The following is a 13,559-nucleotide window of genomic DNA, read 5'->3' as shown; positions in this document are numbered from 1 at the left end:
AGGTCGCTTATGCCAAAAGGGGAAGGAAAATTAATTGCACAAAACCGCAAAGCTAGACATGATTATTCAATTATCGATACGGTTGAAGCTGGGCTTGTTTTACAAGGAACAGAAATCAAATCTATTCGTAATGGTCGTATCAATTTAAAAGATGGTTTTGCACGAATTCGAAACGGGGAAGCTTTTTTATATAATGTTCATATTAGTCCATATGAACAGGGCAATATTTTTAATCATGACCCATTACGTACCAGAAAATTATTATTACACAAAAAACAAATTAATAAGTTAATCGGCGAAACCAAAAATACAGGTATCACATTAGTGCCTTTGAAGGTCTATATTAAAGACGGCTATGCCAAAGTTTTGATTGGTTTAGCGAAAGGGAAAAAGCAGTACGACAAGCGTGAAGACTTGAAACGTAAAGAAGTTGACCGACAAATCAGCCGAACATTAAAAAATAACCGACGTTAAAAATGTAAATTTATTCTTTTTCGCATATTTGCTTGCCTTTCTTCGGATTAGGTGTAAAATCTGGTAAGTGTTGAGTAAATGAATGTAAATGATTCATTTTTTAATCGCTTCGGAAAGCAGTACCACCCTGGATTAGATTGGTTTATGGAAAAGGTTTTCCAACCAATTTTCAACACATGAAATTTTAAAAGTAAACTATTTGTAAATTATCAACAAGTGGTGGTACGATAGCTTTGCCAGGGATTATCACTCAGGAGTAGGATGAAACTTCTGAAAGATTGTTGGAAAAGAGGTGAATTGATTTGGAAGAGAAGAAATTACTCTTCAATATCGGACCAATTTGGTTTGATGGAACCATTGTTTTGATGGTGCTGTTGACGTGTATCATTGTTTTCGCCTTTGTCTATGCTTGTACGAGAAATATGAAGCTACGACCTAAGGGCAAACAAACGGTCATCGAATGGTTAGTGGATTTTATTCGTGGAATCATTACAGACAATTTACCTCGTAAAGAAGTGAGCAATTTTCATTTAATGGCGTTTACCCTGTTCATGTTTGTGCTTGTTTCAAACATCTTGGGTCTCGTTACAAAAATCGTTGTGGGCGACGATCTTAGCGTTTGGAAAAGTCCAACCGCCGATCCAATCGTAACCTTAACGTTAGCGATGATGATGATTGTCTTAACACACTTCTTTGGTATGAAACGCTTTGGTTTTAAAGGCTATCTAGTTAATAGTTATTTAAGACCCGTTGGTTTCTTACTACCGGTAAAATTAATGGAAGAATTCACGAATCTATTAACATTAGGCTTGCGTTTGTACGGAAACATTTTTGCCGGCGAAGTTCTATTGGGCTTAATTGCTGGAACTGTAGCAAGCGTCGGATTATGGGTTATCCCACTAGCAATTCCGCTAGAAATGATTTGGGTAGCATTCTCAATCTTTATTGGATGTATCCAAGCGTTTATCTTTGTGACACTTTCAATGGTTTATATGTCACACAAAATTGAAACAGAAGAATAATCAAGAAATACGAAAGACAAAAATTATCTTTTAGGAGGATTTTACACAATGGAAGGATTAAATTTTATCGCAGCAGCAATTGCAATTTTCGGTTCAGCTATCGGAGCCGCTATCGGTAACGGACAAGTTATTTCAAAAACAATCGAGTCAATGACTCGTCAACCAGAAATGTCTGGTCAATTAAGAACAACAATGTTTATCGGGGTCGCTTTAATCGAAGCTGTGCCAATTTTAGGTGTCGTTGTTTCTTTATTACTTTTATTCAGATAAGCAATAAAATGGAGGCAGGACGCTGATTATTATCGGGACCGTCACTGCTTTCTTCTATCTTTAGCCTTTTCAATAGCTAGTGATAAAGCAGTTGAAGAAGCTAAATCGATTTTTGCAGGAAAGGAAGTTGAGACTTCATGCTACTTACTACATTGGTAGTCGGTGAAACGGCTCCTAGTACCACACTAGGCACGATGATTGTTGTCAGTGGTGCATTTTTAATCTTGATGCTCTTATTAAAGAAATATGCATGGGGAGCAATCGTAGATATTTTGACACAACGTGAAGAAAAAATTGCCAACGATTTAGACTCTGCAGAACAATCTCGCGTAGCAGCAGCGAAAATGGAAAAAGAACGTCAACAACAATTACTTTCTTCCAGATCAGAAGCAGCTGAAATTATTAAAAACGCGAAAGAAAGTGGAGAACAGACTCGCCAAAAAACATTAAAAGAAACAACTGCGGAAGTTACTCGCTTACGCGAAAAAGCTCGGACAGATATTTCTCAAGAACGTGAAGAAGCATTGTCTTCAGTAAAAAATGAAGTGGCAGATCTTTCTCTTCAAATTGCAGCCAAAATTTTAAATAAAGAATTAACACCAGATGCACATGAAGCATTGATTGATTCTTATATTGAAAGTTTAGGTAAAGCAAATGAAACTAGATAAATATACAGTTGGTAAACGCTACGGCAAGGCTTTGTTTGAGTTGGCAGTTGAAAAGAACCAAGCTGAAGCAATTTATCAAGAATTATTGACGCTTCGCGAAGTCTATCACCAAGTACCTGGTATTGGCGATATTTTAAGTGATGATCGCTTAGAACCTTATGAAAAAGACAGCATCATGGAAAAACTAGTAACAGGTTTTAGTGAAATGATGCAAAACTTTTTGCGCGTGGTTTACGAATATCGTCGCATGTACGATCTGCTCTTGATGATTGATGAATATGAACGACGTTATGATGAGCACCAAGGACTAATTTTGGGTTCAGTGACAACAGCCATTCCTTTATCAAAAGAACAACATCAAGCAATGGAAGAAAAAGCTGCCCAATTATTAGGGTATGAACAAGCGCATTTAGTCAATTTAATTGACCCGTCAATTGTCGGCGGAGTGGTTATTGAAGCAAACCATCAAGTAATCGATGGTAGCATCCGCAAACAATTAGAACATATGCAGCAGAAGTTATTAAAATAATCTTTAGGACTACAAAGAGGTGAATTGAATGGCTATCAAAGCAGAAGAAATCAGTGCCTTGATTAAAGAACAAATCGAAAACTATCAACAACAGCTTGCTGTTGAAGAAGTTGGAACAGTCACTTACGTCGGCGACGGGATTGCCCGCGCCCACGGTTTAGAAAATGCCATGAGTGGAGAACTTGTTGAGTTTTCAAACGGTTCATACGGAATGGCACAAAACTTAGAAACAAATGATGTAGGGATTATTATCCTTGGCGATTTTGAAACCATTCGTGAAGGAGATAAAGTACAACGCACAGGTAAAATCATGGAAGTACCCGTTGGGGAAGCTTTGATTGGCCGTGTTGTTAATCCATTAGGTCAACCATTAGATGGTTTAGGCGAAATTAAAACAGACAAAACACGTCCTGTGGAAGCAACAGCTCCCGGTGTTATGCAACGTCAATCTGTTGCTGAACCAATGCAAACCGGCTTAAAAGCCATTGATGCCCTCGTCCCAATTGGGCGTGGACAACGGGAATTGGTTATTGGAGACCGTAAAACAGGGAAAACATCGATTGCAATTGATACAATTATTAACCAAAAAGGACAAGATGTAATTTGTATTTATGTAGCGATTGGTCAAAAAGAATCTACTGTTCGTAACCAAGTAGAAACACTTCGGAAATTTGGTGCTTTAGATTATACAATCGTTGTGACTGCAGGGGCTTCACAACCAGCACCATTACTTTACATTGCACCATATGCAGGAACTGCAATGGGTGAAGAATTCATGTATAACGGCAAACATGTCTTAATTATTTTTGATGACTTATCAAAACAAGCCGTGGCTTATCGTGAACTTTCTCTACTATTACGCCGTCCACCAGGTCGTGAAGCTTATCCAGGGGATGTCTTCTATTTACACTCACGTTTATTAGAACGTGCAGCTAAATTAAGTGATGAATTAGGTGGCGGCTCAATGACAGCTTTACCATTCGTTGAAACACAAGCAGGCGATATTTCTGCTTATATTCCAACAAACGTTATTTCAATCACTGATGGACAAATTTTCTTAGAAAGCGACTTGTTCTATGCAGGGACTCGTCCAGCCGTTGATGCTGGGTTATCTGTTTCTCGTGTCGGAGGATCAGCGCAAATCAAAGCAATGAAAAAAGTTGCCGGAACGCTTCGTTTAGACTTAGCTAGTTACCGTGAGTTAGAAGCCTTTACACAATTTGGCTCTGATTTAGATGCGGCAACACAAGCTAAATTAAACCGTGGTCGTCGTACGGTAGAAATTTTAAAACAAAAACTACATGCGCCACTGCCTGTAGAAAAACAAGTCTTAATTTTATATGCGTTAACACACGGGTTTTTAGATAGCGTGAGCGTAGATAAAATTTTACACTTTGAACAAGATTTATTCGATTATTTTGATGGCAAACATGCAGACTTACTGGAAACCATTCGCACAACGAAAGACTTACCAGATACTGATGCATTAGATGCAGCAATTACAGAGTTTTCTGAAATGTTTGCAGCGGCAAACAACAGCGGAGATTCAGCCAAAGAAGCTTTAGAAAAAATCGATAACGCATAAGAGAGGTGAGCAACATTGGGTGCTTCATTAAATGAAATCAAACAACGCATTGCATCAACAAAAAAGACAAGCCAAATTACCAAAGCGATGCAAATGGTTTCTGCAGCCAAATTGACCAAGTCAGAAGGCGCCTCTAAAAGCTTTCAAGAATATTCTTCAAAAATTCGTAGTGTCGTTACGCATTTAGTAGCTGCTCAGTTAAGTGAATTACGTGAAACAGAACAATCTTCTCTTAGTGAAGGGAACTATCATGTGATGTTAGCACAACGACCTGTCAAAAAAACAGGCTATATCGTTATCACTTCTGACAAAGGATTAGTTGGTGGCTACAATAGCTCAATCTTAAAACAAACCATGAGTATGATTCAAGAAGACCACGATTCTAATAAAGAATATGCCTTAATCGCCATTGGTGGTACAGGGGCGGATTTCTTTAAAGCACGCGGAATCGATGTTTCCTATGAGCTAAGAGGCTTAACGGATCAACCAACGTTTGAAGAAGTCCGTAAGATTGTGACAACTGCAACGACTATGTACCAAAACGAAGTGTTTGATGAATTGTATGTTTGTTATAATCACCACGTTAACTCACTAACGAGTCAGTTTCGTGTGGAAAAAATGTTGCCAATTACTGATTTAGATCCATCAGAGGCGACCTCTTACGAACAAGAATATCTTTTAGAGCCTTCACCTGAAGCAATCTTGGATCAATTATTACCACAATATGCAGAAAGCTTAATTTATGGGGCGATCATTGATGCAAAAACAGCAGAACACGCTGCTGGGATGACCGCCATGAAAACAGCCACTGACAATGCGCAAAATATTATTAGCGATTTAACAATTTCTTATAACCGTGCTCGTCAAGGGGCGATTACCCAAGAAATTACAGAAATTGTTGCTGGTGCAGCTGCACTAGAATAATCTAGTCTTACGTTTGAACGTTTGTTAAAAAAACGTTCAAAGCGTGTGACTTTATGAAGACTGGAGGAAAGAAATTATGAGTTCAGGAAAGATTGTTCAAGTAATCGGTCCCGTTGTTGACGTGGAATTTTCATTAGATCAATCCTTACCCGATATTAATAACGCTTTAGTCGTTTATAAAAATGGCGAAGCAAAACAAAAAGTAGTACTTGAAGTCGCTTTAGAACTAGGTGATGGAGTGATTCGTTCTATCGCCATGGAATCGACAGATGGTTTACAACGTGGAATGGAAGTTATCGATACAGGAAAATCAATTTCAGTTCCTGTTGGTAAAGATACATTGGGTCGTGTGTTTAACGTTTTAGGAGACACAATTGACTTAGAAGCGCCATTCCCTGCAGATGCTGAACGTAGTGGGATTCATAAAAAAGCGCCAGCATTTGATGAATTAAGTACCAGTAATGAAATTTTAGAAACAGGGATTAAAGTTATTGACTTATTAGCACCTTATCTAAAAGGTGGTAAAGTCGGACTTTTCGGTGGTGCCGGTGTTGGTAAAACCGTCTTAATCCAAGAATTAATTCATAATATTGCCCAAGAACATGGAGGGATTTCCGTCTTTACTGGTGTTGGTGAACGGACACGTGAAGGGAACGACCTGTACTATGAAATGAAAGATTCAGGCGTTATTGAAAAAACAGCCATGGTTTTCGGTCAAATGAACGAACCACCCGGTGCACGGATGCGTGTGGCTTTAACTGGGTTAACGATTGCTGAATACTTCCGTGATGTGGAAGGACAAGATGTGCTATTATTTATTGATAACATTTTCCGTTTCACGCAAGCCGGTTCAGAGGTTTCTGCCCTTTTAGGTCGGATGCCGTCAGCCGTTGGTTACCAACCAACCTTAGCGACTGAAATGGGTCAATTACAAGAACGGATTACTTCAACGAAAAAAGGATCAATTACCTCTATTCAAGCAATCTATGTGCCAGCCGATGACTATACCGATCCGGCGCCAGCAACAGCGTTTGCCCATTTGGATGCAACAACTAACTTGGAACGTAAATTAACCGAACAAGGGATTTATCCAGCGGTAGATCCGTTAGCTTCATCTTCTAGTGCCTTGGCTCCTGAAATTGTTGGAGAAGAACACTACGAAGTGGCTACCGAAGTACAACATATTTTACAACGTTACCGTGAATTACAAGATATCATCGCTATTTTAGGGATGGATGAATTATCAGATGACGAAAAAGTACTTGTTGGTCGGGCACGCCGTGTTCAATTCTTCTTATCTCAAAACTTTAACGTTGCTGAACAATTTACTGGTCAACCTGGTTCTTATGTACCAGTTGCGGAAACAGTTCGGGGCTTTAAAGAAATTCTTGAAGGTAAACATGACAATCTGCCAGAAGAAGCCTTCCGTAGTGTCGGTAAAATTGAAGATGCCATCGAAAAAGCGAAACAATTAAACTACTAGAAAGGCGGCAAACACAATGGATAGTCTTACTGTGAATGTAGTAACGCCTAATGGTCTAGTTTATGACCACCATGCAAAAATCGTTGTGGCGAAAACAACAGATGGTGAAATTGGTATTTTACCAAAACATGCGCCAATCATCGTTCCGCTAGCGATTGATGAAGTCCGCATCAAACGGACCGATTCAGATACACATGTTGACTGGGTAGCTGTAAATGGTGGTATCATGGAAGTCCGTGATAATGTCGTTTCTATTATTGCCGATAGTGCCGAACGTGAACGAGATATCGATGTACCTCGTGCTGAACGAGCAAAACAACGAGCAGAACGTTTAATTGAAGAAGCCAAAGCAAAAGACGACCGCGATCAACTACGTCGTGCGACTGTTGCTTTGCATCGTGCAATCAACCGGATCAACGTATCGAAACATGGGTAAAAAAGGCTGAAGGTTTCAGTCACTTTTGTAGAGTTTAAGGCACTCGCTATTGAGCCAGTGCCTTAAACTCTATTTCTTCGTATTTTTTAATAAATAGTGTCAATTTTTGGTATTTCAAGTGGATTAATTATCGGTTTTTATTATTTTGTGATAAAATGTTCCTACGTTAGAAAAAAGGAGGCTCCTTATGCAATACTATGGAGTAGATGCTATTGTTCGAATCGTTAGTCATCTTATGTTCATTTACATAAGTTTTTGGGCGCTGCAATCATTGCGTATTGAGCAATTTTTCAAAACCCAATTCACACCGCAAATTAGAATGTTGATGGTGTTTTTCGCCATCGCTATCGGATACACAGTTAGCTCGTTTGCTTTAGAAGTGGTTGCGCTTTGTCGAAATCTTTTCATTGTGTATTTTCCTTAAAAATTGAAAAATAAAAAAAGGTACAATTTTTAGTTGAATAATGGTATAATAGTAAAGATTTTGAATAGGAATACCTATTCTCATTTTTTTGGGGGGAACAAAATGGAACAAATTATTGTTCATGGTGGTAATACAAAATTAGAAGGAACTGTAAAAATTGAAGGCGCCAAAAACGCTGTTTTACCAATTTTAGCAGCTACTCTTTTAGCTGAAGAAGGCATTACTACTTTAAAAAATGTACCAATTTTATCTGATGTATTTACAATGAATCAAGTAATTAAGCATTTGAATGTAGCCATTGATTTTGATGAAGACGCGAATGAAGTAACAATAGACGCAACACAACCTTTAGGGATCGAAGCAAACTATGAGTACGTCAGTAAAATGCGTGCTTCTATCGTTGTAATGGGACCTTTATTGGCTCGTAATGGTCATGCCAAAGTGGCAATGCCAGGTGGCTGTGCCATTGGTAAACGCCCGATTGATTTACACTTAAAAGGTTTCCAAGCATTAGGTGCAAAAATCATCCAAAAAAATGGTTATATTGAAGCAATTGCGGATGAACTAATCGGTAATACTATTTACTTAGACTTCCCAAGTGTCGGCGCTACGCAAAATATTATGATGGCTGCTGTTCGTGCAAAAGGAACAACCATCATTGAAAACGTCGCTCGTGAACCTGAAATCGTTGACTTAGCAAACATTTTAAACAAAATGGGGGCCAATGTTATCGGTGCTGGAACAGAAACGATGCGTATCGAAGGCGTCGATAAATTACATGCCGTAGAGCATTCAATCGTTCAAGATCGAATTGAAGCAGGTACGTTCATGGTAGCTGCAGCAATGACTGAGGGAAATGTTTTAATTGAAGAAGCAATTTCTGAACATAATCGTCCGCTAATTTCTAAATTAACTGAAATGGGTGCAATCATTGAAGAAGAAGAAAATGGCATCCGTGTAATTGGACCAAAACATCTAAAACCAACAGATGTTAAGACAATGCCACATCCTGGTTTCCCAACAGACATGCAAGCGCAAATGACAGCAATCCAAATGTTTGCTGAAGGAACAAGTATCGTGACAGAAACAGTCTTTGAAAATCGTTACCAACACTTAGAAGAAATGCGTCGAATGAACGCTGACTTAAAAATTGACGGCAACATTGCGGTTATTAATGGTGGTAACGAGTTACAAGGAGCAGCAGTGGAAGCCACTGATTTACGAGCAGCTGCCGCATTGATTTTAGTGGGGTTACGTGCAAATGGCATTACACGTGTCTCTAATTTGAAATATTTAGATCGTGGCTATTATGAGTTCCATAAAAAACTTCAAAAATTAGGCGCGAATGTTGAACGTGTCAATGATGAAAAAATTGAAGAAAAACAAGCAACGACAGTAATCTAAAGGAGTCAAACGCATGAGTTCATATCGTTATATTTTAGTAACATTATTGAAAATTCTAGTGGTCATTTCGTTAGTCATTATCTTATTTGTTGTGGGAACAATGATTGGTTATGGTTTGATTGGAAATGGGAATCCAATGGATGTCTTTAATGAAAAAATTTGGACTCATATTATGAACTTTTTTAAATAAAAGTTGCCTTTATCAAAAATATAGTTAAAGATGAAAAACCCAGAGAGAAAAACCTCTGGGTCTTTTTTTGTCATTTTTTTAGAAAGTTTAGATTAAGAAATGTAGAGAAAAAATCAAAAAATAGGTGATTAGATTAAATATCCTGAGCGTTTACGGGTATTTCTTAAGAAAAAATCATCCTGAAAAGAGTATGTTTGGTAAGAAATAAGCTGTTTTTGAGGTGATTTTATGCTAGAAACCTTGCTAATTAAAGGTTTTTATTTTTTATAGATAGAGCAAAAAAAACGTAGTATTCTTTCATTTGTTTTTAATATATACTATTCATACTAACATAAAAGGAGCATAAAAATGGTATATAATCAATTATCTAAAATACAATTAGCGCGGCTACTCGGTTTTATAGCTATTGTTTTTACTTTTTTATTTAGCCTAACAAACGAAAGCTTTGCTGAAACAACGATTGTGGATGTGACAGACAAAGAGCTATTAGGTGAGATAGCGCTAGTACCAAACAGTGAAGAAGATCAATCTGCAAAGTTAACAGCAATTATTGCGAAATATCGTTATAATGACCCAGAAATATTAACTTTTCCACCAGGTGTTTTTATTCTCGATAAAGATATTACTATGAGAAATAATATTTCTTTAAAAGGTAGTTCGGAAGCACCAACAGTTATTAAAAATACTACTGATAAGCGAGTTCAGTGGTGGGAAACAACGTCTGGCTGGAATCGCAATATTGCCATTACAGATTTCTTTTTTGATGGTGTAAGTATCAATTTTGATTTCACAACAGATATTTTTATTAGAAATAATGTTTTTTACAATACAAGAGTTCAGATGTTTCTTCGTGCCAGAGCTGGGCATAATACTGAAATTAACGGAAATGTTTTTTTACGTGGAAAAGATAGTGGCAAATATTATAATACTAGCGGACGAGGCGATCAATATGGAGGAATATTTGTAACGGGAATTGCGAATGGAACAAAATCCTATGTCCCAATGGAAGACACGCAAATAAATGATAATATTTTTGGAATGAAGCTAGATGAACTGGACCAGTTTATGAGTATCGGCTCTCCAGAAGTAAATAAGATGTTACATAGATTAGAAGAGGCCCAAAAATATTCTTATGTAAATTTTGATGGGGGAACAGAACAGAATTATTTTTCGGTGGGAATGAATACATTAGCTGCACTTTGGCGTACAGAATTAATGAATAATATTTTTTATGGCCCTTACGAAAATGAAGACCGTCATGGCGTAAGTAGTGATCATATGATCTACACAAAGGGCGTTGTGGATATGGAAATTGCGGGGAACTATACTCGTGGTTACCATGTAGGTGCCGCTGGCGGTTTTAAACTTCGTTCGAGTCGTCGTGTCGATATTATGAATAATTATTTTAATGATACAGGGCTTATTTTAAATGCTACACAGGAGCAAGGGTACTATGATTCTTATGGTGCCAAAGGAGAAATTACTAACACTGCTGTGATAAATAATATCTTTAATATGAAGACAAGGATTGGTGCCATTGGGATAGTTTTTGACAATGCTATTGCAGGGGGCCAAACAGAAAGAGAAATAAGAGACAATGTTTTTGTAGAGAATAAATATATAGGTTATCGAACTTGGGGTTTGGGGGATGGGAATCCAATGGATTTATGGAATACCCAACATCAATCTGGTTTTAGTCCTCAAACCACAGCATATTATAAAAACACGCGAGATGATCGAGATGACTTTATTTTGGGTGTTCGTAGATGGACCGCAGAAGACTTAGCGATAGCCACAAAACTTGGCGAGAATTGGCAACAAGTCTATACACCTGCAAACTATGAAAAACTTAGAAAAATTCGTATTCCCTTTAAAGATGTTTTACTAAAGAAAAAGTCAACCATTATCCTTCCACAATACACAGCTGCTTCACAAGTGACACTGGCTGATTTGTTTACAGAATACACAAGTATTAATGTTGAAAATGCAGAGCTACAAGTTTTAAATCCAGAGATATTGAATAACACAGGCAAACAAACGTTGAAAGTAGGTGTCAAGTTAACGTATCGTATCAATAAAGGTTCAGCTGAATTTCAACAAGATTTTATTGACGATATGGTAGTCGCTGTGCCAATTGAAGTCACTCCAACAACAGGAAAAATGACCTTGTCTGTGAAAGATGAAGAAAGACAACCGTTAGCGGGGGCAGTATTTACTTTGAAGGATACAGCCGGGAAAGAAATTAAAAAAGAGTTAACGACAAACGCTGAAGGCCAAGTTGAGCTTTCAGAGTTAGCATACGGCGAGTATCAATTATTTCAAACCCAAACAGCAGCAGGGTACATAGTCACAGCAAAACCAATCGAAGTAGTAATTGATAAAAAAGAAACAGTGATCGAAGTCGTCAATACAAAAGAACGACCGAAAACAGGCCAAGTTACAATTCAAGTAAAAGACGCACAAAACCAAGCAGTGGTCAATGCAGTGTTTAAAGTAGAAGATGCATTGAACAACACTGTAAAAGAGAAAATCACAACTAATGAGCACGGAGCAATTGTTTTAGAAGAGATTCCCTTTGGTCAATACAGACTGGTTCAATTAGAAGCGCCCGTGGGCTATGAAATGAGTGAAGATACTATTTTTGACGTAAATGCAGAAAAACTTTCAATAGCAATTACGAATGAGAAAAAAAGTATCATTGGAACGGGTACAGTTATTTTGACATTAACAGATAAAATGACAAAAGCACCGATTGAAGGAGCCGTTTATACGTTGCAAGATGATGCGGGAACAGTACTTCAAGAAAACTTAAAAACGAATGAGCAAGGTCAATTAACAGTTAATCAATTAATTGCGGGAAATTATCAGCTTGTGGAAACACAGGCAGCGTCTGGTTATCATTTAGAAGCCACATTTTTACTGTTTGAAATTTTACCGAATACTTCAGAAAAAGTTTTAGTCAAACATGAAAATCAAGCAATTAAAAAAGAAGAAACAACGATTGTTGGCACGCTTAATCAATTACCCTCAGTGGAATTAGAAAGCTTAACAGAAACAGTAAAAGTCCAAGCACAAGTGACATTTGGCTCAGATGCTGTCACGTGGGAACAAGCGAAAATTGTCTATAATGTGAATCCGTTGTTTACACTGTCGCCAATCACTATTACTAACGAAAAAGGGGAGGATGTTAGTAAAAACGGTGTGCTAGCACATGTAGGGAATCAAGTAAGTATGACATTTAATAAACAAGCAGAAGAAGCATCTTTAAAGATACAAAGTAAAACAGTAGAAAATTTTGCCTATTTAGTTGGTCAAACGTATACAATGACGTTCTCAGTGACACCGAAGACGCCTTTAAACGAGACGGAAGAGACCAGCCTGATAACAGAAGGGGCTATTTTCCAAGCCGAGATGCATTATGGGCTGGACCAATTACTTAAAGCAGAGCCAACGGTTATTAAATTAAAAGACGCTGCTAGTGAATTAACTGATGATTCCGCCAATGAGTCAAGTGATCCAACTAACACAAGTGAAAGTACGACACCAAGCACAACGAGTGATCCAAGTAGCACAAGTGAAAGTACGACACCAAGCACAACGAGTGATCCAAGTAGCACAAATGAAAGTACGACACCAAGCACAACGAGTGATCCAAGTAGCACAAGTGAAAGTACAACACCAAGCACAACGAGTGATTCAAGTAGCACAAGTGAAAGTACAACACCAAGCACAACGAGTGATCCAAGTAGCACAAGTGAAAGTACAACACCAAGCACAACGCGCGACACAAGTAGCACAAGTGAAAATAAGTCACCGAGTGCAACGAGCGATACTAGTAACGCAAGTGAAATTATTACGCCATTAACAAAAAGAGAGCCAAGTCAACGTGAAAATACTCAGCATGCAAAAGAAAATTCAGAGAACTCTCAAAGTTTGGCTTCTAAGAAATTACCCAAAACGGGAACTAAAAAATCCACGCTAGTAGTATGGACAGGCATTCTTTTCATCATCATAGCTCTTGTGACTCTGAAAAAGAATCGGAAATATAGAGTGTAAGTAGTCAAAAAACAAGATGTCATCCTAAAGACATCTTGTTTTTTATTTTTCTACACGGGAGGAGTTGGTTGTATCTTTTTCCTGAATATCTATT

The 13,559-nt window shown here is 37.8% G+C and carries 13 protein-coding genes; all 13 read left to right on the top strand.

Annotation, left to right across the window (positions count from 1 at the left end; all coding sequences use genetic code 11):
- Window positions 1-9 precede the first annotated feature (9 nt).
- The 13 genes from smpB to IGL49_RS09200 all read left to right on the top strand — a co-directional run bounded on the left by smpB (window position 10) and on the right by IGL49_RS09200 (window position 13,465).
- On the top strand, window positions 10-474 hold the full coding sequence (smpB, locus tag IGL49_RS09260; protein ID WP_002356550.1) for an SsrA-binding protein SmpB: 465 nt from the start codon (window positions 10-12) through the stop codon (window positions 472-474).
- Between the two features lie 302 nt (window positions 475-776).
- Window positions 777-1,496: a F0F1 ATP synthase subunit A gene (gene atpB, locus IGL49_RS09255; protein WP_002356551.1), complete on the top strand. Its 720-nt coding sequence runs from the start codon at window positions 777-779 to the stop codon at window positions 1,494-1,496.
- 48 nt (window positions 1,497-1,544) lie between these two features.
- The gene (gene atpE, locus IGL49_RS09250) at window positions 1,545-1,766 is read left to right on the top strand and encodes an ATP synthase F0 subunit C (protein WP_002356552.1); all 222 of its coding nucleotides are present in this window, start codon (window positions 1,545-1,547) and stop codon (window positions 1,764-1,766) included.
- A gap of 137 nt (window positions 1,767-1,903) precedes the next feature.
- On the top strand, window positions 1,904-2,434 hold the full coding sequence (atpF, locus tag IGL49_RS09245) for a F0F1 ATP synthase subunit B (RefSeq protein ID WP_002365031.1): 531 nt from the start codon (window positions 1,904-1,906) through the stop codon (window positions 2,432-2,434).
- Entirely contained in the window at window positions 2,421-2,963 is a 543-nt protein-coding gene (atpH, locus tag IGL49_RS09240; RefSeq protein WP_002356554.1) for an ATP synthase F1 subunit delta, read from the top strand. Before atpF ends, atpH begins: the two co-directional genes overlap by 14 nt.
- A 28-nt stretch (window positions 2,964-2,991) precedes the next feature.
- The gene (gene atpA, locus IGL49_RS09235; protein WP_002356555.1) at window positions 2,992-4,548 is read left to right on the top strand and encodes a F0F1 ATP synthase subunit alpha; all 1,557 of its coding nucleotides are present in this window, start codon (window positions 2,992-2,994) and stop codon (window positions 4,546-4,548) included.
- Between the two features lie 15 nt (window positions 4,549-4,563).
- Window positions 4,564-5,472 carry a F0F1 ATP synthase subunit gamma gene (locus tag IGL49_RS09230; RefSeq protein ID WP_002359606.1) on the top strand — a complete coding sequence of 303 codons (909 nt, stop codon included), beginning with the start codon at window positions 4,564-4,566 and terminating at the stop codon, window positions 5,470-5,472.
- A 76-nt stretch (window positions 5,473-5,548) separates the two neighbouring features.
- Entirely contained in the window at window positions 5,549-6,955 is a 1,407-nt protein-coding gene (gene atpD, locus IGL49_RS09225; protein ID WP_002356558.1) for a F0F1 ATP synthase subunit beta, read from the top strand.
- Window positions 6,956-6,971: 16 nt separating this feature from the next.
- Window positions 6,972-7,391 (top strand): F0F1 ATP synthase subunit epsilon, encoded by a 420-nt coding sequence (locus tag IGL49_RS09220; RefSeq protein WP_002356559.1) that lies wholly within the window; start codon window positions 6,972-6,974, stop codon window positions 7,389-7,391.
- Between the two features lie 187 nt (window positions 7,392-7,578).
- Window positions 7,579-7,815, top strand: a complete 237-nt coding sequence (locus IGL49_RS09215; protein ID WP_104854925.1) for a DUF1146 family protein — start codon at window positions 7,579-7,581, stop codon at window positions 7,813-7,815.
- A 102-nt stretch (window positions 7,816-7,917) separates the two neighbouring features.
- Window positions 7,918-9,219 carry a UDP-N-acetylglucosamine 1-carboxyvinyltransferase gene (murA, locus tag IGL49_RS09210; protein WP_104854926.1) on the top strand — a complete coding sequence of 434 codons (1,302 nt, stop codon included), beginning with the start codon at window positions 7,918-7,920 and terminating at the stop codon, window positions 9,217-9,219.
- A gap of 13 nt (window positions 9,220-9,232) precedes the next feature.
- Entirely contained in the window at window positions 9,233-9,409 is a 177-nt protein-coding gene (locus IGL49_RS09205; RefSeq protein ID WP_104854927.1) for a DNA-directed RNA polymerase subunit beta, read from the top strand.
- A 348-nt stretch (window positions 9,410-9,757) separates the two neighbouring features.
- Complete coding sequence (locus IGL49_RS09200) at window positions 9,758-13,465, top strand: SpaA isopeptide-forming pilin-related protein (protein ID WP_141409948.1); 3,708 nt, start codon at window positions 9,758-9,760, stop codon at window positions 13,463-13,465.
- Window positions 13,466-13,559 lie beyond the last annotated feature (94 nt).

This window comes from Enterococcus sp. DIV1337a (genome assembly GCF_051712285.1).
Classification (GTDB): Bacteria; Bacillota; Bacilli; order Lactobacillales; family Enterococcaceae; genus Enterococcus; species Enterococcus faecalis.
Note: the sequence above shows the minus strand (reverse complement) of the source record. Positions and strands in the feature narration are given on the sequence as shown.

Bases quoted from the DNA above. Each gene is read 5' to 3' on its own strand.
- atpH (WP_002356554.1), top strand. From the start codon at position 2,421: ATGAAACTAGATAAATATACAGTTGGTAAACGCTACGGCAAGGCTTTG.
- IGL49_RS09220 (WP_002356559.1), top strand. From the start codon at position 6,972: ATGGATAGTCTTACTGTGAATGTAGTAACGCCTAATGGTCTAGTTTAT.
- atpE (WP_002356552.1), top strand. From the start codon at position 1,545: ATGGAAGGATTAAATTTTATCGCAGCAGCAATTGCAATTTTCGGTTCA.
- atpF (WP_002365031.1), top strand. From the start codon at position 1,904: ATGCTACTTACTACATTGGTAGTCGGTGAAACGGCTCCTAGTACCACA.
- IGL49_RS09215 (WP_104854925.1), top strand. From the start codon at position 7,579: ATGCAATACTATGGAGTAGATGCTATTGTTCGAATCGTTAGTCATCTT.
- IGL49_RS09205 (WP_104854927.1), top strand. From the start codon at position 9,233: ATGAGTTCATATCGTTATATTTTAGTAACATTATTGAAAATTCTAGTG.
- murA (WP_104854926.1), top strand. From the start codon at position 7,918: ATGGAACAAATTATTGTTCATGGTGGTAATACAAAATTAGAAGGAACT.
- IGL49_RS09200 (WP_141409948.1), top strand. From the start codon at position 9,758: ATGGTATATAATCAATTATCTAAAATACAATTAGCGCGGCTACTCGGT.
- atpA (WP_002356555.1), top strand. From the start codon at position 2,992: ATGGCTATCAAAGCAGAAGAAATCAGTGCCTTGATTAAAGAACAAATC.
- smpB (WP_002356550.1), top strand. From the start codon at position 10: ATGCCAAAAGGGGAAGGAAAATTAATTGCACAAAACCGCAAAGCTAGA.
- atpD (WP_002356558.1), top strand. From the start codon at position 5,549: ATGAGTTCAGGAAAGATTGTTCAAGTAATCGGTCCCGTTGTTGACGTG.